Annotated in this window: 27 protein-coding genes; 13 read left to right on the top strand and 14 right to left on the bottom strand. The window is 60.0% G+C overall.

Annotation, left to right across the window (positions count from 1 at the left end; genetic code table 11):
* The first annotated feature begins 6 nt into the window (after window positions 1-6).
* The 3 genes from MF6394_RS11390 to MF6394_RS11380 all read left to right on the top strand — a co-directional run bounded on the left by MF6394_RS11390 (window position 7) and on the right by MF6394_RS11380 (window position 2,054).
* The gene (locus MF6394_RS11390) at window positions 7-186 is read left to right on the top strand and encodes a hypothetical protein (protein ID WP_003193095.1); all 180 of its coding nucleotides are present in this window, start codon (window positions 7-9) and stop codon (window positions 184-186) included.
* Between the two features lie 212 nt (window positions 187-398).
* Window positions 399-1,121, top strand: a complete 723-nt coding sequence (locus MF6394_RS11385; protein ID WP_044275019.1) for a TorF family putative porin — start codon at window positions 399-401, stop codon at window positions 1,119-1,121.
* Window positions 1,122-1,187: 66 nt separating this feature from the next.
* Window positions 1,188-2,054: a DUF6279 family lipoprotein gene (locus MF6394_RS11380; RefSeq protein ID WP_069557111.1), complete on the top strand. Its 867-nt coding sequence runs from the start codon at window positions 1,188-1,190 to the stop codon at window positions 2,052-2,054.
* Window positions 2,055-2,067: 13 nt separating this feature from the next.
* On the opposite strand, the gene MF6394_RS11375 is transcribed toward MF6394_RS11380, so the two are convergent.
* From MF6394_RS11375 to MF6394_RS11365, 3 genes are all read right to left on the bottom strand, one after another.
* Window positions 2,068-2,895, bottom strand: a complete 828-nt coding sequence (locus MF6394_RS11375) for a copper resistance protein B (RefSeq protein ID WP_047711533.1) — start codon at window positions 2,893-2,895, stop codon at window positions 2,068-2,070.
* Between the two features lie 10 nt (window positions 2,896-2,905).
* A complete protein-coding gene (locus MF6394_RS11370; RefSeq protein ID WP_078466699.1) occupies window positions 2,906-4,618 on the bottom strand; it encodes a copper resistance system multicopper oxidase in 1,713 nt (570 codons plus the stop codon).
* 126 nt (window positions 4,619-4,744) lie between these two features.
* Complete coding sequence (locus tag MF6394_RS11365) at window positions 4,745-5,134, bottom strand: hypothetical protein (protein ID WP_044275025.1); 390 nt, start codon at window positions 5,132-5,134, stop codon at window positions 4,745-4,747.
* A 153-nt stretch (window positions 5,135-5,287) separates the two neighbouring features.
* Here MF6394_RS11365 and MF6394_RS11360 point away from each other — a divergent pair, with 153 nt between their 5' ends.
* Complete coding sequence (locus MF6394_RS11360) at window positions 5,288-5,563, top strand: hypothetical protein (RefSeq protein WP_044275027.1); 276 nt, start codon at window positions 5,288-5,290, stop codon at window positions 5,561-5,563.
* A gap of 47 nt (window positions 5,564-5,610) precedes the next feature.
* Here the strand turns inward: MF6394_RS11360 and MF6394_RS11355 are convergent, their stop codons facing one another.
* On the bottom strand, window positions 5,611-6,957 hold the full coding sequence (locus tag MF6394_RS11355; RefSeq protein ID WP_003193110.1) for a DEAD/DEAH box helicase: 1,347 nt from the start codon (window positions 6,955-6,957) through the stop codon (window positions 5,611-5,613).
* A gap of 192 nt (window positions 6,958-7,149) precedes the next feature.
* On the opposite strand from MF6394_RS11355, the gene MF6394_RS11350 reads away from it, so the two are divergent.
* Entirely contained in the window at window positions 7,150-8,442 is a 1,293-nt protein-coding gene (locus MF6394_RS11350; RefSeq protein WP_078466698.1) for a mechanosensitive ion channel family protein, read from the top strand.
* Between the two features lie 16 nt (window positions 8,443-8,458).
* Here the strand turns inward: MF6394_RS11350 and MF6394_RS11345 are convergent, their stop codons facing one another.
* Complete coding sequence (locus tag MF6394_RS11345) at window positions 8,459-9,025, bottom strand: TetR/AcrR family transcriptional regulator (RefSeq protein WP_032895860.1); 567 nt, start codon at window positions 9,023-9,025, stop codon at window positions 8,459-8,461.
* 126 nt (window positions 9,026-9,151) lie between these two features.
* On the opposite strand from MF6394_RS11345, the gene MF6394_RS11340 reads away from it, so the two are divergent.
* Both MF6394_RS11340 and MF6394_RS11335 read left to right on the top strand, forming a co-directional pair.
* On the top strand, window positions 9,152-9,940 hold the full coding sequence (locus MF6394_RS11340) for an SDR family NAD(P)-dependent oxidoreductase (RefSeq protein ID WP_047711536.1): 789 nt from the start codon (window positions 9,152-9,154) through the stop codon (window positions 9,938-9,940).
* A 61-nt stretch (window positions 9,941-10,001) separates the two neighbouring features.
* Window positions 10,002-11,030, top strand: coding sequence for an NADP-dependent oxidoreductase (locus MF6394_RS11335; protein ID WP_032895858.1), 1,029 nt, complete (start codon window positions 10,002-10,004; stop codon window positions 11,028-11,030).
* On the opposite strand, the gene MF6394_RS11330 is transcribed toward MF6394_RS11335, so the two are convergent.
* From MF6394_RS11330 to MF6394_RS11320, 3 genes are all read right to left on the bottom strand, one after another.
* Window positions 10,987-11,856 (bottom strand): carboxylate/amino acid/amine transporter, encoded by an 870-nt coding sequence (locus tag MF6394_RS11330; protein ID WP_078466697.1) that lies wholly within the window; start codon window positions 11,854-11,856, stop codon window positions 10,987-10,989. The genes MF6394_RS11335 and MF6394_RS11330 overlap by 44 nt on opposite strands.
* Window positions 11,857-12,059: 203 nt before the next feature.
* Window positions 12,060-12,659, bottom strand: a complete 600-nt coding sequence (locus tag MF6394_RS11325) for an FMN-dependent NADH-azoreductase (protein WP_044275035.1) — start codon at window positions 12,657-12,659, stop codon at window positions 12,060-12,062.
* A gap of 151 nt (window positions 12,660-12,810) precedes the next feature.
* Entirely contained in the window at window positions 12,811-13,125 is a 315-nt protein-coding gene (locus MF6394_RS11320) for a 3-phosphoglycerate kinase (protein WP_078466696.1), read from the bottom strand.
* 49 nt (window positions 13,126-13,174) lie between these two features.
* Here MF6394_RS11320 and MF6394_RS11315 point away from each other — a divergent pair, with 49 nt between their 5' ends.
* The 5 genes from MF6394_RS11315 to aqpZ all read left to right on the top strand — a co-directional run bounded on the left by MF6394_RS11315 (window position 13,175) and on the right by aqpZ (window position 18,275).
* Window positions 13,175-14,098, top strand: coding sequence for a LysR family transcriptional regulator (locus MF6394_RS11315; RefSeq protein WP_078466695.1), 924 nt, complete (start codon window positions 13,175-13,177; stop codon window positions 14,096-14,098).
* Between the two features lie 14 nt (window positions 14,099-14,112).
* Window positions 14,113-14,916 carry an alpha/beta fold hydrolase gene (locus MF6394_RS11310; RefSeq protein ID WP_047711538.1) on the top strand — a complete coding sequence of 268 codons (804 nt, stop codon included), beginning with the start codon at window positions 14,113-14,115 and terminating at the stop codon, window positions 14,914-14,916.
* Between the two features lie 3 nt (window positions 14,917-14,919).
* On the top strand, window positions 14,920-15,483 hold the full coding sequence (locus MF6394_RS11305) for a peptidylprolyl isomerase A (protein ID WP_014719428.1): 564 nt from the start codon (window positions 14,920-14,922) through the stop codon (window positions 15,481-15,483).
* A gap of 82 nt (window positions 15,484-15,565) precedes the next feature.
* Complete coding sequence (locus tag MF6394_RS11300) at window positions 15,566-17,398, top strand: ABC transporter ATP-binding protein (RefSeq protein WP_003193125.1); 1,833 nt, start codon at window positions 15,566-15,568, stop codon at window positions 17,396-17,398.
* Window positions 17,399-17,573: 175 nt separating this feature from the next.
* The gene (aqpZ, locus tag MF6394_RS11295) at window positions 17,574-18,275 is read left to right on the top strand and encodes an aquaporin Z (RefSeq protein ID WP_044275039.1); all 702 of its coding nucleotides are present in this window, start codon (window positions 17,574-17,576) and stop codon (window positions 18,273-18,275) included.
* Window positions 18,276-18,423: 148 nt separating this feature from the next.
* On the opposite strand, the gene MF6394_RS11290 is transcribed toward aqpZ, so the two are convergent.
* The 3 genes from MF6394_RS11290 to MF6394_RS11280 all read right to left on the bottom strand — a co-directional run bounded on the left by MF6394_RS11290 (window position 18,424) and on the right by MF6394_RS11280 (window position 20,130).
* On the bottom strand, window positions 18,424-18,672 hold the full coding sequence (locus tag MF6394_RS11290) for a BrnA antitoxin family protein (protein WP_032895852.1): 249 nt from the start codon (window positions 18,670-18,672) through the stop codon (window positions 18,424-18,426).
* Entirely contained in the window at window positions 18,650-18,928 is a 279-nt protein-coding gene (locus tag MF6394_RS11285) for a BrnT family toxin (protein WP_003193132.1), read from the bottom strand. The genes MF6394_RS11290 and MF6394_RS11285 overlap by 23 nt, the downstream gene beginning before the upstream one ends.
* 77 nt (window positions 18,929-19,005) lie before the next feature.
* A complete protein-coding gene (locus MF6394_RS11280; protein ID WP_044275043.1) occupies window positions 19,006-20,130 on the bottom strand; it encodes a GNAT family N-acetyltransferase in 1,125 nt (374 codons plus the stop codon).
* Window positions 20,131-20,414: 284 nt separating this feature from the next.
* On the opposite strand from MF6394_RS11280, the gene MF6394_RS11275 reads away from it, so the two are divergent.
* Window positions 20,415-21,737: a putative porin gene (locus MF6394_RS11275; RefSeq protein WP_003193136.1), complete on the top strand. Its 1,323-nt coding sequence runs from the start codon at window positions 20,415-20,417 to the stop codon at window positions 21,735-21,737.
* A 104-nt stretch (window positions 21,738-21,841) separates the two neighbouring features.
* On the opposite strand, the gene MF6394_RS11270 is transcribed toward MF6394_RS11275, so the two are convergent.
* The 3 genes from MF6394_RS11270 to MF6394_RS11255 all read right to left on the bottom strand — a co-directional run bounded on the left by MF6394_RS11270 (window position 21,842) and on the right by MF6394_RS11255 (window position 23,950).
* Entirely contained in the window at window positions 21,842-22,075 is a 234-nt protein-coding gene (locus MF6394_RS11270; protein ID WP_078466694.1) for an anti-sigma factor family protein, read from the bottom strand.
* Entirely contained in the window at window positions 22,069-22,683 is a 615-nt protein-coding gene (locus MF6394_RS11265; protein ID WP_032895849.1) for an RNA polymerase sigma factor, read from the bottom strand. Before MF6394_RS11265 ends, MF6394_RS11270 begins: the two co-directional genes overlap by 7 nt.
* Before the next feature lie 145 nt (window positions 22,684-22,828).
* Entirely contained in the window at window positions 22,829-23,950 is a 1,122-nt protein-coding gene (locus MF6394_RS11255) for a beta-ketoacyl-ACP synthase III (RefSeq protein WP_003193141.1), read from the bottom strand.
* Window positions 23,951-23,978: the final 28 nt, after the last annotated feature.

Here is a 23,978-nt window from a genome sequence, read left to right as displayed (position 1 = left end):
GCCGCCATGCGTGTAAAAGCATCCAACAGCAAAGCAAAGCCAGCTCCCGCCGTTGAAACCAGCGAATCGATCAACAGCCAGATCGCTGCGTTCCTCAAGTCCGGCGGCGAAATCCAGCAAATTGCCAAGGGCGTGAGCGGCCAGACTTTCGGCCCGTCCAAGCAGATCAGCCTGGGCAAGAAGTAATAGTCTTACCCGCGCACTGCATCTGGTCCCTAAGCGTCTTGCCTTCAAGGCGCTAGGACTAGAGTTGCAACCCCCTCCTAACACCTTCAATACGCAGCTAATCGACGAACGGGCCTCAACGCCTGGCATTCGCCGGTATCCTTGCACACGTCTAGCACGGGCATCCGCCTGAACCTTTCCGTTACTGCTCCTCGCTTTTCATGGAGTGAAGCATGCTTAAACGCTGTATTTTCGTGGTCAGCATTCTGGTCGCCAGTCCTTTGGCCCAAGCGCATATCTTCCAGCGCGAATTGGGTGACTTCGACCTGAAGTTAGGTACAACCCCCAGCCGTACCATGGCCCAGGGCCTGGTCAAGCCGACCACCCCTGGCAGCGACTCGTTCCACGGTGGCCTGGACCTTACCCACGACAGCGGCCTGTATTTCGGCCAGTTTTCCCCGAACATGGGCCTGTCGTCGGCCAATAACCTTGAAGTCGACTCCTACATGGGCTTCAAGCGTCCGTTCGACCAGACCTTGGGCTACGAAGTCGGCTTGATCCACTACAGCTACCCAAAGGTCAGCCCCCTCGACAGCCAGGAGTTCTACGGTGGGCTGAACCTGTTGGGCAACCGCTTTGGCGTGTCTTTCAGCAATGACCCCGACCGCCAGGACAGCACCCTGTTCGCCGACCTCGGCGGCACCCAGCCTTTTGGCATCGGCGTCAGCATGAAGTACACCACCCATCAACTGGGCACACCGGTCTCGGTAGAGAACGGCGCCATCAGCAGTTTCAGCGATTGGTCGGTGCAATTTTCCCGGGCCTGGAAAGGCATTGACCTGGACCTGATCTACAGCGGCTCCAGCCTCAGCGGCAGTGACTGCTCGGCCTATTCTGGACACAATTCGCAATGTGATGGGCTGTTGACCTTGAAGGCTGCACGGTCGTTTTATTGATGGGCTGAACTGTCGCACCCCGCGCAGGTTCACATGCATTAACGCCCTCCATGCAAGGACCTGCCCATGTTGCGCCGGCTCAAACTCCTGATGGTACTGCTGACCCTGAGCCTGGTGCTTGCCGGTTGTAATCGCGTGGGCCTGGCCTACCGTAACCTCGACGTGATCATTCCCTGGACCCTCAACGATTACCTGGACATGAATGCCGGGCAGAAGAGTTGGTTCAACGACACCCTCAAGGAACACCTGGCCTGGCACTGCACCACGCAATTGCCTGGCTACCTGGACTGGCTCGACCGCCTGCAGCAGATGGTCGACAGCAACCAGGTCACCGACGCCGCGTTGCAAACCCGTACTGTCGAAGCCAAACAGGCAATTGCCGAGATTGCGCGAGAAATCACCCCATCAGCCGTGCAATTGCTGCAAGGCCTGGACGATCAGCAGGTCAAGGACATGAGCGATGCCCTGGCCAAGGACCTGCGCAAACGCCAGGACGAATACCTCAAGCCGCCGCTGGCCCAGCAAATCAAGGATCGCGCCGAACGCATGAGCAAGCGCCTTGACGCCTGGATTGGCCCGTTGAGCACCGGCCAGCAAAACCGCGTGACGGCCTGGTCCATCGAGTTGGGCGCGCAAAACCAGGCATGGATCGGTAACCGCGCCCATTGGCAGGCGCAATTTATCGAGGCGCTGCAACAGCGTCACAGTGCCGATTTCCCGCAGAAAATCCAGCAATTGCTGGTGGATCGTGAAAGCCTGTGGACCCCGCAATACCGCGCCGCCTATGCCCAGACCGAAGCCGCCGCGCGCAGCTTGCTCGTCGACGTGATGGCCCAAAGCTCTGCAGCGCAGCGCCTGAAACTCACCCAGAAAATCGACAAGGTCCGCAGCGACTTCCAGGCACTCAAATGCCTGAAAAGCGCGCAGTCTTGATGCGAGCCTCCCGTCAGAACCACAGGCGCACGCCAACTACCCAGCGCAGTTGGTGAACGTCCTCGTCTTCGTCCCGTGCATATTGCGCGGTCTGACCATAAGCCCGGTTCCAGCTGACCCCAACGTAGGGCGCAAACTCCCGGCGAATTTCGTAGCGCAAGCGCAGGCCCAGTTCACTTTCTGCCAAGCCCGAACCGATACCGCGTTGCGGATCGTTCTGCGCATAGAAATTGAGTTCTGCGGTGGGCTGCAGGATCAGGCGGTTGGTGAGCAGGATGTCGTAGTCACCTTCCAAGCGTGCCGCGGTATGCCCCGATTCGCCAACAAACAACGTGGCTTCGGCCTCGAAGTTGTAGAGCGCCATGCCTTGTAGGCCAAAGGCCGCCCAGGTCTGGCTGTCACCGGGTTTGAAGTCCTGGCGCACGCCGCCGACCAGGTCCCACCACGGACTGATGGCATGCCCCCATAACGCTTGGGCTTCGGCGCTTTCAGTGCGGCCGGCGCTGCGCTCGCCTTCACTGCGTAGCCACAACCGGTCGATGTCACCGCCGACCCAACCCTTGATGTCCCAACTCTGCGCGTTGCCGTCGCCGCCCTGCCATTCCAACTGGTTGATCAGCAGCATCGAGTTCACGCCGCTGTCGTGCACCTGATGCCCTCCCGGCGCGTTGTAGACCGCTGCACGGTCTGCGTCGGTCAGCGCCGGAATCGGCGTACGGCTTTCGGTCAGCGCTGGCGTCGCCGGGCTCATGCCCTGAAATTCATCCTCGGCCGCCAACGCCCATGGGGCGAACCCCAGCGCGGCGAAGGCGATGCAAACGGGTAGAACACAACGGTTCATGCTCGCTTCCTTATTCATGCACGCGCACCTCACGGAACATGCCCATTTCCATGTGGTACAGCAGGTGGCAGTGATAGGCCCAGCGCCCCAGGGCATCGGCGGTGACGCGGTAACTGCGACGGGAGCCCGGTGGCATGTCGATCGTATGTTTGCGCACCTGGAACTGGCCGTTTTCGTCCTCCAGGTCGCTCCATAAGCCATGCAGGTGAATCGGGTGGGCCATCATGGTGTCGTTGACCAACACCAACCGCACGCGCTCGCCGTAGATCAGTTGCAGGGGTTCTGCATCGGAAAACTTCACGCCATTGAACGACCAAGCGAACTTCTCCATATGCCCGGTGAGGTGCAATTCAAGCGTGCGCGAGGGGGCGCGGCCATCGGGGTCTTCGAAGGTACTGCGCAGGTCGGCATAGGTGAGCACCCGGCGGCCGTTGTTGCGCAGGCCGATTCCGGGGTCGTCCAGTTTGGGCACCGGGTTCATCGCTTGCATGTCCACCAGCGGGTTGTTCTGCTCGCTGGCGGGGTGGTTCTGCATCGCCATGCCCATGGCACTGTGATCCATGCCTTCCATGCCTGGCATATCGGCCATCGCGCCGTGGTCCATGCCGCCCATGCCCATATCGTCCATGATCAGCCACGGGCGCGGATCCAGCGACGGTACCGGCGCGGTCGCGCCCTGCTGCCTGGCAAGGGTGCCACGAGCAAACCCTGTGCGGTCCATGGACTGGGCAAACAGGGTGTAGGCGTCTGCTACGGGCTCGACCAGCACATCGTAGGTTTCCGCCACGGCGATACGGAATTCATCGACGCTCACCGGCTTCACCGGCTGCCCATCCGCGGCGATCACGGTCATCTTCAACCCGGGAATACGCACATCGAAATAGGTCATCGCCGAGCCATTGATAAAGCGCAGGCGAATCTTTTCTCCCGGTTTGAACACCCCGGTCCAGTTCTGCCCAGGCGGCTGGCCGTTGAGCAAGTAGGTGTAGGTCTCGCCGCTGACGTCCGCAAGGTCGGTGGGGTTCATCTTCATTTGTGCCCACATCAGCCGGTCGGCAACCGTGGCCGACCAGCCCTGCTCGCCCACATCCCGGATGAAATCGCCCAGGGTAGGTTTGTGCAGGTTGTAGTAATCGGACTGCTTTTTGAGGGTCTTCATCAGGGCGACGGGGTCTTCGTCGGTCCAGTCCGACAGCATCACCACGTAGTCGCGCTGGTAGGCATACGGCTCGGGCTCCTTGGGGTCGATGACCAGCGGACCATACACGCCCTGCTGTTCCTGAAGCCCGGAATGGCTGTGATACCAGTAAGTGCCGTGCTGTTTGACCTTGAACTGGTAGACGTAAAGGCCGCCCGGCTCGATGCCCTTGAAGCTCAGGCCGGGCACGCCGTCCATGGTCGATGGCAGCAGGATGCCGTGCCAGTGGATCGAGGTGGGCTCCCCGAGGCGGTTTTTCACGCGCAGGGTCACGGTGTCGCCTTCGCGCCAGCGCAACAGCGGGCCGGGCAGGCTGCCGTTGACGGTCAACGCGGTGCGCGCACGGCCGGTCAGGTTGACGGGGGTCTGGTCAATAAACAGGTCAAATTCGCTGCCGGCGAGTACCGTGGGCTGGCCGGGGCTGGTCAGTGCCCACACCGGCGGGCGCCAAAGCCCGAGCCCGCCCAGCAGGCCGCCTGCGGCCAGGCCTTTGACGAATGTGCGTCTGGAGGTTGTGGAGTGCATGCCGATTCAAGTCCGTGAGTTGAATGGCAGCAGATTAGAAGTCGCCGGCTGTCAGCAACCTTAGCGGCAGATTACCGATTCGACAGGTTCACCCGGCACCCTCGGGGGCGCCGGGGCATAAGAGGATCAGGCGATCTGGGCTTTGGAGGCCACTTCAGCGAAGGTTGCCGGATCAAGCGCGTCAGCCTGCTCATCCAACACCTGGCGCGGATGATCATTGCCCGGAATCGAGCTGTCGATCAGCGCCAGCAATTGCGCACCCAGCGCCGTCAGGATGAAGTTCTCGCCATTGCCGCCCTCTTCTTCCGGCCGCGACTCGATAAAGCCACGCTTGAACAGTAGCGCCTCGTAATCGGCAGCGGTCTTCTTCAGCGCATCCAGGTTGCCAGTGTCCTCGCCGGCCGTCGCCTTCTCGGCCGCTTCCTGCTCGGCGTATTTGCGCGGGGCAAAGCTGCCCTCGCCGTTCTGCACTTCATGCAGCAGACGTTCGATCAGATCCCAATTGTAAGCCTTCATCCTGATTCCTCCTGCAGGCCGATGGAGTTAGCCCGTCTAAGGGAGTGACACGTCCTGGCACTGGCCGTTCAACCGAACGGACGGGCGTCATTTCTCTGAACTTTCCAGAGGTTCGCCACCTCAACTGCACATCACTGCCAAGGAAGTCCGACCATGAAAACCTTGATGAAGCTGACTCTCGCCGCCACGCTGCTAAGCGCCCTGCCCGCCTGGGCCTGCACGCCCGAGGAGGCCACCGCCAAGCGCGAAGAACTCGCCAAGCAAGTGACCAAGCTCACAGAGCAGAACCCAACCAAGGCCAAGGAGATGAATGACCAGTTGCAGAAAATGGACCTGGATACCGAAAGCGCCGAGTTTCCCGACAAGTGCCAGTTGATCGATGCGCGGCTCAAAGAGCTCAAGGAAGCGGCCGCCAAAACCAAAAACTGATGGCGAAAAAAAACCGGACATCGTCCGGTTTTTTTATGCCCGCCTGCTTATTCGGCAGCCGGAGCTTCTGGCTTGCGGCGCTTGAGCGGGGCCATGCCGTCCTTGCTGACGAGCGACAGGTTGTCGGTCTTCGGCCGGTTGGCGATCTTGCGCTTGGTCGGCGACTTGGCGCCGGTTTTCTTCTTGTCGCCCTTGGCGTCGGTCTTTTTCTTCTTCACGCCAACGGCCTTGCCCGACGCCTTGACCTTCTTCGGCCCGGTGTACGTGCCTTTGACTTCCTTGATGGTGCGGCGCTCGAACGACTGCTTCAGGTAGCGTTCGATGCTCGACATCAGGTTCCAGTCGCCGTGGCAGATCAGCGAGATGGCCAGGCCATCGTTGCCGGCCCGGCCGGTACGGCCAATACGGTGCACGTATTCGTCGCCGCTGCGTGGCATGTCGAAGTTGATCACCAGGTCCAGGCCGTCCACGTCGAGGCCGCGTGCGGCAACGTCGGTGGCCACCAGGATCTTCACGCCGCCCGCCTTGAGACGGTCGATGGCCAGCTTGCGGTCCTTCTGGTCTTTCTCGCCGTGCAGCACGAACGCCTTGTATTCCTGCGCAACCAGGCGCCCGTAGATACGGTCGGCGGCGGCACGGGTGTTGGTGAACACGATGGCCTTCTGGTAGGTCTCGTTGGCCAGCAACCAGTTCAGGATCTGTTCTTTGTGCACGTTATGGTCAGCGGTAACGATTTGCTGGCGCGTGGTGGCGTTCAGGTCGCTGACGTTGTTGACCTGCAAGTGCTCAGGGTTGTTCAGCACCTTGGCGACCATGTCACGCAGGGTCGAACCACCGGTGGTGGCGGAGAACAGCATGGTCTGCTGGCGGTTGACGCACTCGCCGACCAGACGCTGCACATCATCGGCAAAGCCCATGTCGAGCATGCGGTCGGCTTCGTCGAGCACTAGCACTTCGACTTCCTTGAGGTCAAGGTTGCCAGCGTTGAGCTGCTCGATCATGCGGCCAGGGGTGCCGATCAGAATATCCGGCACCTTGCGCAGCATGGCGGCCTGGACCTTGAAGTCTTCGCCACCGGTAATGATGCCGGACTTGATGAAGGTGAACTGCGAGAAGCGCTCGACTTCCTTGAGGGTCTGCTGGGCCAGCTCGCGGGTCGGCAGCAGGATCAGGGTCTTGATGCTGACGCGCACCTTGGCCGGGCCGATCAGGCGGTTGAGCACCGGCAGGACGAAAGCGGCGGTCTTGCCGCTGCCGGTTTGCGCCGTCACCCGCAGGTCACGCCCTTGCAGCGCGAGCGGGATGGCCGCTGCTTGCACAGGCGTAGGCTCGACAAATTTAAGCTCGGCCACGGCTTTGAGCAGGCGTTCGTGCAGGGCGAATTGGGAAAACACGGGTGCTACCTCGAAGAAATACAAAATATCAGCTGCATAGGTTACCGGTTTCGGGCGCCCAAACCGAGTTTCTTTACGCGAACGGGGCTAATCAGCTGCTTTTTTGTCAGCGATTTTGTCCAGGGCGTCAACTTTGTTGCACTTAAATGCTCTAATCGCCCCGTGTTGTCTTAAAGAAGAATCGGTTCACTCATGGATATCAAACAGCTCTGGCTCAACGTCCAAGACCTTTGGGGCGCCCTCGATGAACACCCGGTCCTGCATTCCAGCCTCGGTTTGCTGGTGTTGCTGGTGGTGGCATTGGTGGTGGGACGGATTGCCCGTTATCTCATCCTGCACGCCGTCAAATTGCTCGGCCGGCAACCGGCCCTGCACTGGCTGAACGACCTGCGGCATAACAAAGTCTTCCATCGCCTGGCGCAAATGACGCCGTCGCTGGTGGTCCAGTTCGGCCTGTACCTGGTGCCGGACCTGAGCAAGACCGCCATCCTGTTCATCGGCAACGTGGCCTTGGCGATCAGCATTCTGTTCATGGTGCTGGCGATTAGCGCCCTGCTCAACGCGCTGCTGGATATCTACGCACGCACCGAACACGCACGCACCCGCTCGATCAAGGGCTATGTGCAGCTGGCGAAAATGGTGCTGTTCGTGTTTGGCGCGATCATCATCGTCGCCACCCTGATCGACCGCTCGCCGCTGTTGCTGCTGTCAGGCTTGGGTGCGATGTCGGCGGTAATTCTGTTGGTGTACAAGGACACCCTGCTGTCGTTCGTCGCCAGTGTGCAATTGACCAGCAACGACATGCTGCGCGTGGGTGACTGGATCGAAATGCCCCAGGTCGGCGCCGATGGTGATGTGGTGGATATAACGCTGCACACGGTGAAGGTGCAGAACTTCGACAAGACCATCGTCTCCATCCCCACCTGGCGCTTGCTGTCCGAGTCGTTCAAGAACTGGCGTGGCATGCAGGCCTCCGGTGGGCGCCGTATCAAGCGCAGCCTGTACATCGACGCCAGCGGCGTACGCTTCCTGAACGATGAGGAAGAAGTGCGCATGACCCAGGTGCACCTGCTCAGCGGTTATATCAGCCGCAAACAGGCCGAACTCAAGGCCTGGAACGAGGCCCAGGGCCAGAGCGCGCAACTGTCGGCCAACCGTCGGCGCATGACCAACCTCGGCACCTTCCGCGCCTACGCCCTGGCGTACCTGCAAAGCCACCCGGACATCCAGCCGAACATGACCTGCATGGTGCGCCAGATGCAAACCACCGCCCAGGGCGTGCCGCTGGAGATCTACTGCTTTACCCGCACCACGGCGTGGGGCGATTACGAGCGGATCCAGGGGGATATCTTCGATTATCTATTGGCCGTGTTGCCGGAGTTCGGGCTGAGCCTGTATCAGCAGCCGAGTGGCAACGACCTGCGCGCCGGCGTGCTGCCGGCGTTGGCTGGGGCCATGCCGGTGCCCGTCGCCGAAACGGCATAAGGTGATGCGAACGGGATTACGGCAGTGATGCCGTAATCTCCTTGCGGCACACCTCAAGCACTTCATCGGCCAGGGCGGAATCGTCCGGGCACGCCCGCGACAGCATGATTGCGCCGATGGCATGGGCCATGCTGTCGAGCATTTTCGCCCGCACGTCTTCCTGTGGCCCGTCATGAGCCGCGCTGTATTTTGCTTCCAAGGCCTGCAGGGTATTTTCCAAACCCTCGGCGAAGGTCGCCTTCAGCGTGTCCGATTGACGGGCAGCATCGGCACACAACGCCGCCAAGGTGCATCCACCGCCGCGATGATCGCGGTGCTGCCTGGACAGGTAAACCTCGAAAAACTGCTCCACCTCCATCTCTGCGCTGTCGGCCAGTGACTGCGCCAGGCTGTTGGCGGCTGCTTCCGCCATCAGGTCCGCCTTGGAACCGAAGTGCTTGTAAAAGCCGCCCTGGGTAAACCCGGCCGCGGCCATCAACTCGGCCACGCCCACCCCATCGAAACCCCGCTCGCGGAACAACTCGGAAGCTGTCGCGACGATATGAGCCCGATTGTTCTGTGACTGTGCCTTGGTGATCTTCATGTCAGTGGTCCTGCCAGCTTTGCGAGATAGGCATATTACTATGATGTCGATCATAATCAAAACCGTTGACAGCTTTGATTATGATCGACATCATAAAACCTCCTCGCACTCACAGAGCATCACACCATGAGCACTTCCAACACCGTTCTGATCACTGGCGCTTCGACCGGCATTGGCGCCGCCTACGCCGAACGCTTTGCCGCACGCGGCCACGACCTCGTACTGGTCGCCCGTGACGTCACGCGCCTGGAAGCGCTCGCCGCCCGACTGCGTGAACACCACGCCGTCAGCATTGATATCCTCCCGGCCGACCTGACCCAGAGCGCGGACCTGGCAGTGGTTGAAGCGCGCCTGCGCGATGACGCCAGCATTGGCACCCTGGTCAACAATGCCGGCGCCGCGCAGTCCGGCGGTTTTATCGAACAATCCACCGACAGCGTCGCGCAGTTGGTCGCCCTCAACACCACCGCGCTGGTACGCCTGGCCAGTGCCATCGCCCCGCGCCTGGCGGCAGCGGGCAACGGCGCTATCATCAACATTGGCTCGGTAGTGGGCCTGGCCCCGGAATTCGGCATGACGGTCTACGGCGCGACCAAGGCGTTCGTGCTGTTCCTGTCCCAGGGCATGAGCCTCGAACTGGCGCCCAAAGGCGTGTACGTGCAAGCCGTGCTGCCCGCCGCCACACGTACCGAGATCTGGGAACGTGCGGGCATTGATATCAACACCCTCACGGACGTGATGGAAGTGGGCGATCTGGTGGACGCGGCGTTGGTGGGCTTCGATCGCCGCGAGCCGGTGACCATTCCGCCGTTGCAGGACGGCGCCCGCTGGGATGCGTTGCAAGCTGCGCGACAAGGCCTGCTGACGCAGATTAAGCAGTCTCAGGTTGCTGAGCGTTATCTGGCCAACGCCTGATCAACCGATAGCAGGCGTGCTCCGCGCCTGCCCTTCTCACTAAAGCAACGAGCGTTGAACCATGAAGGCATTTTCCATCGAGCGGTACGGCAAGCAGCCCGGCCGCCTCATCGAGGCCCCCGCGCCTGTCGTGGGTGAGCACGACGTGCTGGTTCAGGTGCGGGCCAGCAGCGTCAATGTGCTGGATGCAAAGATCGCCAAAGGCGAATTCAAACTGATCCTGCCCTATGCGTTGCCGTTGACACTGGGCAATGACCTGGCCGGCGTGGTGCTCAGCGTCGGCGCGGCGGTACGACGCTTCAAGCCGGGGGACGAAGTCTACGCCCGCCCGCCCCAGCAGCGTATCGGCACCTTCGCCGAGTTCATTGCCGTGCGCGAAGACGCACTGGCGCGCAAACCCACGAATATCAACATGGAGCAAGCCGCGTCCCTGCCCCTGGTCGCGCTGACGGCGTGGCAGGTGCTGGTGGAAACCGCGAAACTGAAGAAAGGCCAGAAGGTGTTCATTCATGCGGGCTCAGGCGGGGTGGGCAGTATCGCCATCCAACTGGCCAAGCATTTGGGCGCTTTTGTCGCGACCACCACCAGCACCGCCAATGTGGAGTGGGTCAAGGCGTTGGGGGCGGATGTGGTGATCGACTATAAACAGCAAGCCTTCGAGGCCGTGCTGCGAGATTACGATGTGGTGCTCAACAGCCTAGGCGCGGATGCGCTGGCCAAGTCACTGAAGATTCTCAAGCCCGGCGGTCAACTCATCTCCATCTCCGGGCCGCCGACGCCCGCCTTCGCCCGTGCCCAGAACCTGCCATGGGTATTAGGCCTGGTCATGGGTGTGTTGAGCAGCGGTATCCGCAGGAAAGCACGCAAGCAAGGCGTGAGCTATGACTTTGTGTTCATGCGTGCCAGTGGCGCCCAACTGGATGAAATCACCGCGTTGGTTGAGTCCGGGATTATCCGGCCGGTCATCGACCGTACCTTTCCTTTCGAATCCACGGCTGCGGCCCTGGACTATGTCGAACAAGGCCGCGCCAAAGGCAAGGTGGTGATCACAATGGCGACGGCACCGTCCGACGCACACCCAGCCGGCTGATCCACACCGCCCCCAGAATCACCAGACCGCCCAGGGCCAAACGGCCCAGCGGCTCGTGCTGGTTCCAGATCAGCAGGTTCAGCAGCAACCCCACCGGCACATGCAGGTTGTTCATCACCGCCAGGGTGCCGCCATTGACCAGGCAGGCGCCCTTGTTCCACCAGTACATGCCCAGCGCGGTGCTGACCAACCCGAGGAACACCAGTACGCCCGATTGCAGTGGCGCTTGCGGCAGGAAGTCAGCTTTGCCGAACAGCAGGAACGCCGGCAACACCACCAACAAGGCGCCCAGATAGAAATAACCGAAACGCCGAAAGTGCGGCTGGTCACTGGGATAACGCGCCACCAGGTGCTTGTACATGACTTGCCCGGCGGCGTAGGTGAAGTTGGCCAATTGCAGGAGCAAGAACCCCATCAAAAAGTGCGGGGTGATCTGATCGAAACGAATCACCGCCGCACCACCCACCGCCACCAGGGCCGCCACCAGCGCCCAGGGATTGAAGCGGCGATTAAGCGCGTCCTCGATCAGCGTCACATGCAGCGGTGTGAGGATGGTGAACAGCAGCACTTCCGGCACCGTCAGCACGCGAAAGCTCAGGTACAGGCATACGTAGGTCACGCCAAACTGCAATGCGCCGATCACCAACATGCCGCGCATGAACGCGGGCTCCACCGAGCGCCAGCGCGTCAGCGGAATAAAGATCAGCCCGGCCAGCACTACACGCACCAGCACGGCAAAGTAGCTGTCGACGTGACCGGCGAGGTATTCGCCAATCAAGCTGAAGGAAAATGCCTGAATCAGGGTGACAACCAGTAGATAGCCCATGCGCGCCTCATTTCGAATGGGCGCGACATTAAAGCTTTTTGGGGCTTGAAGAAACTCGGCGCAAAAAAAACCCGACCTCGCTAAAGCGGCAGTCGGGCAGGAGCACTCAGGAGCAAAAAGTGCAAAGGGAGGTTCGATACGCGCACTTGAAGGGTTTGCGTGGGGCTATATAAGCAGCACGGGATTATCTGACGATTAACGCCTCAGGCCACCTGGGCCAGCAGTGCCTTGGCGTGATTGACGCCCTTCTCCTGGAAGTCGCCGCCCAGGTTGACGCCTTCGGCGTGAATGAAGGTGACGTCATGAATGCCGATAAATGCCATGACCTGGCGCAGGTACGGTTCCTGATGATCCGAGGTAGCACCCGTGTGGATACCACCGCGCGCGGTGAGCACGATAGCGCGCTTGCCGGTCAACAAACCCTGAGGCCCGGTAGCGGTGTACTTGAAGGTCACACCGGCCCGCAACACGTGATCCAGCCAGGCTTTGAGGGTGCTGGGGATGGCGAAGTTGTACATCGGAGCGGCCATCACCAACACGTCGGCGGCCAGCAGTTCGTCAGTCAACTCGTTGGAGCGGTCCAGGGACACCTGTTCGTCGTCGTTACGCTGCTCCGCCGGCTTCATCCAGCCGCCCAGCAGGTTGGCATCCAGGTGGGGGACCGGATTGAGCGCAACGTCGCGCACGGTGATGTGGTCTGCCGGATGGGCGACTTGCCATTGGCTGATGAACTGTTGGGTGAGCTGGCGGGAAATGGAATCCTGCTGGCGCGCACTGCTTTCGATGATCAGAACATTGGACATGGCTTCGTAGGCTCCATCGGTAATTGCTGTAAGTCGATGGAGAGAAGGTTAACCAGGTCCAATTCGATAAAAAAGCGCAAAAAACTGCTACAACCCATCTAGAAATTTGTTTATATGCGGAGTATTCCTGTGGGCATGCCCCGCTGGTGCTTTATTTTGGCGCGCAGTCCAGGGCAATACGCATCTTGATGATGGCGCGGTTGAACTTGACCGTGGTGTTAGTGTTTTTGCCAGCAGGCACGGTCACGGTACGACGGCGTGGCGATTCCGGGCCGTTGGTGAAGGTTACCGAACACACAGCATCCCGGGTGCCGTAGTTGCTTAGCTGAATCGAACTGATGTCTGCGTCCACATCGGACGCGGTGTAATCAATGCTGACGCCATCGATCTTTTTCGTCACGTCGATAGGATAGGCAAACGCGCTCATCGGCAGCAGCGCCAGCAACACACAACACAATTTTCTCATTCGGCAGTCTCCAATAAGGACCGCCAGCTTAGGACAAGAGGAGCTCATCTTGAAAGCGCCCCGCGTTACCCTCGATCAATGGCGCACCTTGCAAGCCGTGGTCGACCATGGCGGCTTTGCCCAAGCCGCCGAAGCGCTGCACCGTTCGCAATCTTCGGTGAGCTACACCGTGGCGCGCATGCAGGACCAACTCGGCGTCCCGCTGCTGCGCATCGACGGGCGCAAGGCGGTGCTGACCGAGGCCGGTGAGGTGCTGCTGCGCCGCTCTCGCCAACTGGTGAAAAACGCCAGCCAACTGGAAGACCTCGCCCATCACATGGAACAGGGCTGGGAAGCCGAAGTGCGCCTGGTGGTGGATGCCGCCTACCCCAGCGCACGTCTGGTTCGCGCGTTAACCGCTTTTATGCCGCAAAGCCGTGGCTGCCGGGTGCGCCTGCGCGAAGAGGTGCTGTCCGGGGTCGAAGAGTTGCTGCTCGACGGCATGGCGGACCTGGCCATTTGCGGGTTTATCATCCCAGGCTACCTGGGCACGGAAATGAGCGATGTGGAGTTCGTCGCCGTGGCCCACCCCGATCACTCGCTGCATCGCGTCAACCGTGAGCTGAGTTTCCACGACCTTGAAAGCCAGATGCAGGTGGTGATCCGTGACTCCGGCCGCCAGCAACCGCGCGACGTCGGCTGGCTCGGCGCCGAACAGCGCTGGACCGTTGGCAGCCTCGCGACCGCGGCCACCTTCGTCGGCAGCGGCCTGGGCTTTGCCTGGCTGCCCCGGCACATGATCGAGCGCGAACTCAAGGAAGGCGTGCTCAAGCAGCTTCCCCTGGAAAAAGGCGGCAGTCGCAACCCGACATTTTACCTGTACTCCAACAAAGACAAACCACTGGGGCCCGCCACGCAGATCCTCGTGGAATTGCTGCGCACCTTTGACACCGCTCCCCTGGACGCGCCCTTTGCCGCTCCCCAACAAGCCTGAAACGGAGTTCACCCATGGCCTGGTTCGACCATGAAGGCTGCAGCCTGCATTACGAAGAATATGGTCATGGCAACCCGCTGATCCTGATCCACGGCCTGGGCTCCAGCAGCCAGGATTGGGAACTGCAAATACCGGTACTCGCCCGGCACTACCGCCTGATCGTGGTTGACGTGCGCGGCCATGGTCGCTCGGACAAACCCCGAGAGCGCTACAGCATCAAAGGGTTTACCTTCGACCTGATCGCGCTGATCGAACACCTCGACCTGCCAGCGGCCCACGTGGTGGGTTTATCCATGGGCGGCATGATCGCCTTCCAACTGGCGGTGGATGAACCCCTGCGGGTCAAGAGCCTGTGCATCGTCAACAGCGCGCCTGAGGTCAAGGTGCGCAGTGCCGATGACTATTGGCAGTGGGCCAAACGCTGGACCCTGGCCCGCGTGCTCAGCCTGGGCACCATCGGCAAGGCCTTGGGCGATCGGCTGTTCCCCAAACCTGAGCAGGCCGACCTGCGCCGCAAGATGGCCGAGCGCTGGGCAAGCAACGACAAACGTGCTTATCTCGCCAGCTTCGACGCCATTGTGGGCTGGGGCGTGCAGGAACAACTGTCGAGAATTGCCTGTCCAACCCTGGTCATCAGCGCCGACCATGACTACACCCCCGTGGCGCAGAAAGAAATCTATGTAAAACTGCTGCCCGATGCGCGACTGGTGGTCATCGAAGATTCCCGCCATGCCACGCCCTTGGATCAACCCGAGGTCTTTAACGCGACCTTGCTCGATTTTCTAAAGACCGTCGAAACCACTACCCAGGATCACTGACCCATGCTGAAAAAAATCGCCTTCTTTGCCGGTTCCGCCTTGTTCGCTGCCAACCTGATGGCGGCTGAGCCGGCCAAGGCGCCACACGTGTTGCTCGACACCACCAACGGCCAGATTGAAATCGAACTGGACCCGGTCAAGGCGCCGATCAGCACCAAGAACTTCCTGGCCTATGTCGACAAGGGCTTCTACACCAACACGATCTTTCACCGCGTGATCCCGGGCTTCATGGTTCAGGGCGGCGGGTTCACCCAGCAAATGTCGCAAAAGCCGACCGAAGCACCGATCAAGAACGAAGCCAGCAATGGCCTGCATAACGTGCGTGGCACCTTGTCCATGGCTCGCACCAATGACCCGAACTCGGCCACCAGCCAATTCTTCATCAACGTGGCCGACAATGCCTTCCTCGACCCAGGCCGCGATGCCGGTTATGCCGTGTTCGCCAAAGTGGTCAAGGGCATGGACGTGGTCGACATCATCGTCAACTCCCAGACCACCACCAAGCAAGGCATGCAGAACGTGCCTATCGATCCTGTGATCATCAAGTCGGCCAAGCGCATCGACTGAGGTCTGCAGGCAGCTTTGCGCGGTGCCCGCACGGCACCGTGCACCTTTGAAAGGAGAGCCCGCCCGGCGGGCGTCAAACCTAATGCTCTATCGTCGTTTTGAACAGCTGATCGATATTTTCCGCGACGCCCCCAGCGCGGCCCCTCCCGAAAAAGTCCTGCCCTTCTATCTCTATTACCTGCGCCAGGTGTGGCCGTGCTTCGCCGCGCTCTTGGTAGTGGGACTGGTCGGCGCCCTGATCGAAGTCGCGCTGTTCAGCTACCTGAGCCGCATCATCGACCTGGCCCAGGGCACGCCGCCGGCGAACTTCTTCCAGATCCACAGCGCCGAGCTGATCTGGATGGCCGTGGTCGCCCTGTTGCTGCGCCCGCTCTTCAACGGCCTGCATGACTTGCTGGTGCACCAGACCATCAACCCCGGCATGACCAGCCTGATCCGCTGGCAGAACCACAGCTACGTGCTCAAGCAGAGCCTGAATTTCTTCCAGAACGATTTTGCCGGGCGCATCGCCCAACGGATCATGCAAACCGGCAACTCCTTGCGTGACTCGGCGGTGGCGACCGCTGAGGCTATCTGGCACGTGTCGATCTACGCCATCAGTGCCCTGGTGCTGTTTGCCGAGGCCGACTGGCGGCTGATGATCCCGCTGATCACCTGGATCGTTTGCTACAGCCTGGCCCTGCGTTACTTCGTACCTCGTGTGAAAGAACGCTCGGTGGTCTCCTCGGAGGCGCGCTCCAAGTTGATGGGCCGAATTGTCGACGGCTATACCAACATCACCACCTTGAAGCTGTTCGCCCATACGCAGAATGAACAGGAATACGCCAAGCAAGCGATCATCGAGCAGACCGAAAAAACCCAACTGGCCGCCCGCGTGCTCACCAGCATGGACACCGTGATCTGTATTTTGAACGGCCTGCTGATCGTCACCACCACTGGCCTGGCCCTGTGGCTGTGGACACAGTCGCTGATCTCCGTGGGTGCGATTGCCCTGGCTACCGGGCTGGTGATCCGCATCGTCAACATGTCCGGCTGGATCATGTGGGTGGTCAACGGCATCTTCGAAAACATCGGTATCGTGCAGGACGGCCTGAAGACCATCGCCCAGCCACTGGCCGTGGTCGACCGTGAAAACGCGCCGCGCCTGACAGTGCCCCACGGCCAGGTGCGCTTTGAGCAGGTGGACTTCCACTACGGCAAAAAGAGCGGAATCATTGGCGGCCTGAACCTTGAGATCAAGGCCGGGGAAAAGATCGGCTTGATCGGCCCGTCCGGCGCAGGCAAATCGACGCTGGTCAACCTGCTGCTGCGCCTTTACGACCTGCAGGGCGGGCGCATCCTCATCGACGGCCAGGACATCGCCGAGGTCGCCCAGGAAAGCCTGCGCGCACAGATCGGCATGATCACCCAAGACACCTCGTTGCTGCACCGCTCGATCCGCGACAACCTGTTGTATGGCAAGCCCGACGCGACTGATGAGGAACTGTGGGCGGCGGTGCACAAGGCCCGCGCCGATGAGTTCATCCCGCTGCTGTCGGACTCCGAGGGCCGCACCGGGCTGGATGCCCATGTGGGTGAACGCGGGGTAAAACTCTCCGGCGGGCAACGCCAGCGTATCGCTATCGCCCGCGTGCTGCTCAAGGACGCACCGATCCTGATCATGGACGAAGCCACCTCTGCGCTGGACTCGGAAGTGGAAGCGGCGATCCAGGAGAGCCTGGAAACCCTGATGCAGGGCAAGACGGTCATTGCGATTGCGCACCGGTTGTCGACCATCGCACGCATGGACCGCCTGGTGGTGCTGGAAAAAGGCCAGATCGCCGAAAGCGGCAGCCATTCCGAGTTGCTGGCATACGGCGGGCTTTATTCGCGGTTATGGCAGCATCAAACCGGGGGATTTGTCGGTATAGACTGATTTTGTTGGGTAAAGCCCCGCTCAATTCCGAACAATTCTGACAGCTTTCTCTATCTGACTGGTCTTGCGGCACAATCCTGCTGTACTGCAATCAGGCCCCAGGAGGGCCCTGATTTAAGGCGGCAGGGAAGCCACACAGACCGTTAATCAGATAGAGCAATCTAAGGAAGTGTTCATGTCACTGTTCAAACGTTCCGTAACGGAAGGACTGGGTACGTTTTGGCTGGTGTTGGGTGGCTGCGGGAGTGCGGTGTTGGCCGCAGCGTTCCCCAATGTAGGCATCGGCCTGCTCGGTGTGTCACTGGCTTTCGGGCTCACGGTACTGACCATGGCGTTTGCCATCGGGCATATCAGCGGTTGCCACCTTAACCCGGCCGTCTCGGTGGGGCTGGTGGTCGGCGGCAGGTTCCCGGCCAAAGAGTTGCCGGCCTACATCGTGTCCCAAGTGATCGGTGGCGCCATCGCTGCCGCACTGCTGTACTTCATCGCCAGCGGCAAACCCGGGTTCGAACTGGCCTCCGGGCTGGCAAGCAATGGTTACGGCGAGCATTCACCCGGTGGTTATTCCATGGCGGCAGGCTTTGTCTGTGAGCTGGTGATGACGGCGATGTTCGTGCTGATCATCCTTGGCGCCACCGACCGTCGAGCCCCGGCAGGCTTCGCGCCCATCGCCATTGGCCTGGGATTGACGCTGATCCACCTGATCTCCATCCCGGTGACCAACACCTCGGTCAACCCGGCCCGCAGCACAGGGCCTGCATTGATTGTCGGCGGCTGGGCGCTGCAGCAGTTGTGGCTGTTCTGGCTCGCGCCGATCCTCGGCGCGGTGATTGGCGGCATCACCTACCGATGGTTAGGTGCAGAGAAAACAGCTTGACCCACTCCCTGTAGGAGCGAGCTTGCTCGCGAAAAACGCCAACGATGACGCAGTGCTTACAGCTGTGAACCCGCGTCGCCTGCACGTTCTTCGCGAGCAAGCTCGCTCCTACAAGGTGTTTTACGGCTTGACCTCTATTGAATGCGCTTCAACCCTGGTGGGCTTGCATGTACTGACGCAACAATTGATTAATACGTGTCTGATATCCGGTGCCTTGACCTTTGAACCACTCCAGAACATCGGCATCCAGTCGAATGGTCACCGCCTGCTTAACCGGAACACGTAACTCGGCGCGTCGGAAAAATTCGGCGTCCAGCTCAGGAATATCGCTGGTGTCGATTTCTTTATCATTCATGTTGGCCAGGCGCTCCCAATCAGTTTTCGATGTTTGCGTCATAGTATTTGGCCTCCTTCTTGGTTGCTTTTCGCGCAGAGATGATACGGATCACATCACCACACCGCTCGGTATATACGACCACACCCATTAACAATTTGATCCAGCCAATACTGATCCAACGCTCTTCGCCATAATCTGCCCGATCATCGCGCAAGGCCAGCATTGGATGCCGAAAAATATCTGGGACGTCGTTAAAGTCGATGCCGTGCTTAGAAATATTGGCTTTGTTCTTAGATTCATCCCACTCAAAATGCATGGCACATCCTGTATGTACGTTTGTACATACAGATTAGCGATTTTATTGTTAGTCAGCACGGTTGCCAGACCGGTGGTTCAGACCTGCCGATAAGGCAAAGCCGCCCTCGCCTCTTCGGCATACGCCAGAACCCCCACCCGCTCTCGCTCAAGAAAATCCTCCACAGCGTTCTTCAAGCCCGGGTGGCGCAAATAGTGCCATGAGCGCGTAATCACCGGTTCAAACCCGCGAATCAATTTGTGCTCCCCCTGGGCACCGGCATCGAAGCGTTGCAGGCCGTGGGCGATGGCGTAGTCCATGCCTTGGTAGAAGCAGGTTTCGAAATGCAGGCGGTCGAATTCCGCCAGGCACCCCCAGTAGCGGCCGTAGATGCTGTCGCCACCAAGCAGGCTGAAGGCCATGGCCACCGGGCGCGTGCCTTGTTTGGCCAAGACTACGCGGATGGCTGCGGGCATGCGCTCAGCCAGCAGGCTGAAAAACGCGCGGGTCAGGTAGGGCGATTGCCGGCGCACCGCGTAGGTGTTGGCGTAGCAGGCGTAGACAAAATCCCATTGGGCTTCGCTCAGCTCGTGGCCTTGCAACCACTCGAACTCGATACCCTGCCCCGCCACTTGTTCGCGCTCTTTGCGCATCTGTTTACGCTTGCGTGAACTCAGGGCGTCGAGGAAATCCTGGAAGTCGCGGTAGCCTCGGTTCTGCCAATGAAACTGACAACCCAGGCGTTGCAACCAGCCGGGGTGTTGGGCCATGGCTTCATCGGCGAGGGCATCGGTAAAGTTGATATGGGCGCTCGACAGGCCTTCGATCTCCAGATACCCCGGCAGGCTATTGAGCAATTCGAAAGCGTCTGCGGCACTGGCAGCCAACACGCGCGGCCCACCGACCGGGCTGAACGGCACGGCCGTCAGCAACTTGGGGTAGTAGTCGATGCCAGCGCGCTCGCAGGCGTCGGCCCAGCCGTGATCGAACACGTACTCGCCATAAGAATGCCATTTTCGATAACCCGGCAATGCCGCCATCAACCGGTCGCCTTCCCAGTGCAGCAAATGCTCCGTCTGCCAGCCCGAATGCGGGCCGACGCTGGCGCTGTCTTCCAGCGCGCTCAGAAACCCATGCTGCATAAACGGCTGGGCCTGTGGCATCAGGGCATCCCACGTGTGCGCAGCGATATCGGACAGGCTGTCCAGGCGTTGCAACGGCATCGGCATCCTCATTGTTTCTTGGCATGAAAACCTGGCGAGTATCGCTGATCACAGCCGCGCGCACATCCTCAAAACACGCGGACAGACCTCAAAACCCTTAGTTCCGTAGCGTAACGATTTGTCATCTAGATGAAATCACTTAGCCACTACTCCGTCATAAACGGTCGCGATACTGACGCCAGTTTTTAGAGCGTCCGGGTCTACCGGGCGACATTTTTCCGTCCGTCATGGGTCGGTTGTGTCCTGGAGGGTGTTGCCCTCCCTCCTCACTTTCGGAGATTGATATGCGTCTTGCTTCCACTAAAACTGCGGCGGTCCTGTGCGGCGGCCTGTTGCTGGCACTGAGCGTTCCGGCCAGCGCTGCAGTCGACGCTAAATTGCTCGACATGCTCAAGGCCAACGGCCAGATCACCGCGGCGCAGTACACCGAACTGCAAATGGAGCTGGCCAGGGATCAGAAAGAACAGCAGATCGCCCGCCAGGCTCAACAAGAGACCAACGAGCAGATCGCGGCCACTGCGAAAAAAACCAACGAGCTGAGCAGCTTCGACCAGAAATTGGCTTGGGCAGCCAAGACCCAGTTCAAGGGTGATGTGCGCTTCCGTCAGGAAACCATCAAGATCGACGGCGAGCCCAACAACGGTGGGCGTGACAAGGACCGTCAACGTATCCGTGCGCGCCTGGGTGCCTACACCGAAATCAACCCGCAAGTGGACACCGGTATCCGTATCGCCACCGGCGGCGGCGACGATGCACGTTCCACTAACCAGGACCAGGATGGTTACTTCGATAAGAAATCGATCTGGCTGGACCTCGGCTACATCGACTACCACCCGGACCAGATCAAGAACCTGCACGTGATCGGCGGCAAGATGCTGCAACCGTGGGTGAACATGGGCGACGTGATCTGGGATAGCGACATCAACCCTGAAGGCCTGGCCGTCACCTACAAATACCCGCTGGGGAGCAGCGCAGAACTGTTCGGCAGCCTGGGTAACTACAACCTCAAGGACAACGTGGACGGTGACGGCGTGCAATTTCGCCATGACCTGCGCCTGACGTCCGGCCAGTTGGGTACGCGTTTCTCGGTCACCGACAACCTGAAAATGACCTTGGGCGGCAGCATCTACGCCTACAAGAATGACGAAGACAGCCGTTGCACAACCACCACCACGCCTTGCGCATTGGCGGTCAACGGCAACTCGGCCAACAACGAATTCCGTTTGTACGAAGGCTTTGCACAAGCAGACATCGGCGGCCTGGCCGTGCCGCTGTCGTTCTACGGTCAGTACGTGAAAAACAACGATGCGGTGACCGACCAGGACACCGCCTGGTTGCTGGGTGCCAAGTCCAAGGTGTTCGGTTTGAACCTGGACTACAACTACCGCGACGTTCAACGTAACGCCGTCGTAGGCGCCTTCACCGATTCGGACTTCGCCAACGGCACCACCGGTTCGCGCGGTCACAAGATGAAAGTCAGCTACGACATCGACAAGAACTTCGCCATCGGCGCCACCTACTTCCTGACCAAGGCTGACTTCGCCAGCCGGACCCAGCGGGATGCCGACACCAACACCTTGCAGCTGGACGCTGAAGCCAAGTTCTGATGCCTAACGTGTAGGAGCGAGCTTGCTCGCGAAGAACCCACAGGCAACGCGTTTATCCAGAATACCCGCGTTATCGTTGACGTTCTTCGCGAGCAAGCTCGCTCCTACATATCCTTACGCCGTTCGGCCACCAGTTGGTCGGCCAACGCATCCACACCCTCCACCGGCTCCTGCGACATACGCTTGAGCGTCGCCTGCATCAGGCGCATCTGACGGATAAAGCGCCGGCAGTTCGGGCAAAACATCAAGTGATGACGCACCATCAGACGCTCGCGAAAGGTCAATTGCCCATCGAGATAGTCACTGGAACGCGCTACTTGCTCTTTACAGGTCAACATTCGCCCGTTTCCTCAAAATGCTCCACCGTGGCGAAGACTTTAAGCCGTGCTCGATGCAACAGCACACGGACGTTGGAGAGTGAAAGGGTCAGAAGATTACAGATCTCTTCCAGCTCCAGGCCCTGGCGTTCACGCAACACCAACACGCTGCTTTGCAATTCGGACAAACTCAGAATCGTATGCTCCAGGCATTTGCGCAATTCATCTTCGGTCAGCAGCGCTTCCGGGGTGTCCTGATGCCAGGCATACGGGGCGACAGCCCAATGGCCATCATCCGGACTGAAGCGGTCATCACCGATAGTGCCGTGGGGTGAGGGCAAATCATCGAGCAGCACTTCCCGACGATTTTGTTTGTAACGACTCTTTGCGGAGTTGGCAGTAATGGTCAATAACCACGTCTTGAGGCTTGATCGCCCTTCGAACTTGGCCAGGTTGCGCACCACGGAAAGCCAGGCGTCTTGCACGACTTCGTCGGCGTGGCGCTGGCCGACGATGGCATAGGCCACTGCCCGCATTGCACTCTGGTAGGTGTTGACCAAATCCTTATAAGCCCGCTGCTCACCCTTGAGCAGGCGTTGAAGCAGGTGCGTGTCGTCCGCTGCTGCCATCGTTTACCTCAATCTTGCCGTGGAAATACGGTCAATGTGGGAACTGGCTTGCCTGCGATCCAGACAACTCGGTGAATCAGGCACACCGAGCCGATGCCTTCGCAGGCAAGCCAGCTCCCACAGTTGACCGCGTCCGGCCACACACTCAGCGTTTGCGCAGGATCACACTGCCAATCGAATACCCGGCGCCAAAGGAGCTGAGGACGGCAACCGCGCCCTTGGGCAGGTCATCTTGATAAGTGTGGAACGCAATCACCGAGCCGGCCGAGCTGGTATTGGCGTAAGTATCGAGGATCACTGGCGCTTCTTCCACCGACGCGTCGCGCCCCAGCAGTTTCTTCACGATCAGGTGGTTCATGCTCAGGTTGGCCTGGTGCAGCCAGAAGCGCTTCACATCGGTGACACTCAGCTGGTTTTCTGCCAAGTGCTCGCCGATCAATTCGGCCACCATCGGGCAGACATCACGGAATACCTTGCGGCCTTCCTGCACGAACAGCTTGTCGGGGGCGCCGATGCCCTCTTCCGCCGTGCGGTTGAGAAAACCGAAGTTGTTGCGAATGTTGTTGGAGAACTTGGTCAGCAGCTTGGTGCTCACCACATCGAACTGATGTTCGGACGTCGCCAGGTCAGCACGCTCCAGGATCACCGCCGTGGCGGCGTCACCGAAGATGAAGTGGCTGTCACGGTCACGAAAGTTCAGGTGGCCGGTGCAGACTTCCGGGTTGACCATCAGGATCGCCCGGGCCTGGCCCAACTGGATGCTGTTGGCCGCGTTCTGGATGCCGAAGGTGGCCGAGGAGCACGCCACGTTCATGTCGAAACCGAAGCCCTGGATACCCAAGGCTTCCTGGACTTCAATGGCGATCGCCGGGTAGGCGCGTTGCAGGTTGGAGCAGGCAACGATCACGCCGTCGATGTCGGCGGCGGTCTTGCCGGCGCGCTGCAAGGCTTGTTCGGCGGCACCGATGGCCATCTGGCAAAGCACCGACCATTCATCGTTGCTGCGCTCGGGCAGGCGTGGGGCCATGCGCTGCGGATCGAGGATGCCGTCCTTGTCCATCACAAAACGGCTCTTGATGCCGGATGCTTTTTCGATGAATGCCGCGCTCGACTCAGTCAGCGCCTGCACATCGCCACGTTCGATAGCGGCGGCGTTGTCGGCATTGAACTGTTGTACGTAGGCATTGAAAGACTGCACCAGCTCTTCGTTGGAAATGCTGTTGGCCGGGGTGTACAGGCCAGTGCCGCTGATGACGACGTTATGCACGGTCGTTCCTCTAAATCTGTCAGGCAGA

The sequence above is a fragment of the Pseudomonas sp. MF6394 genome, from assembly GCF_002018845.1.
In the GTDB taxonomy this organism is placed as follows: domain Bacteria; phylum Pseudomonadota; class Gammaproteobacteria; order Pseudomonadales; family Pseudomonadaceae; genus Aquipseudomonas; species Aquipseudomonas lactis.
This window is presented reverse-complemented; position numbering and strand designations above follow the sequence as displayed.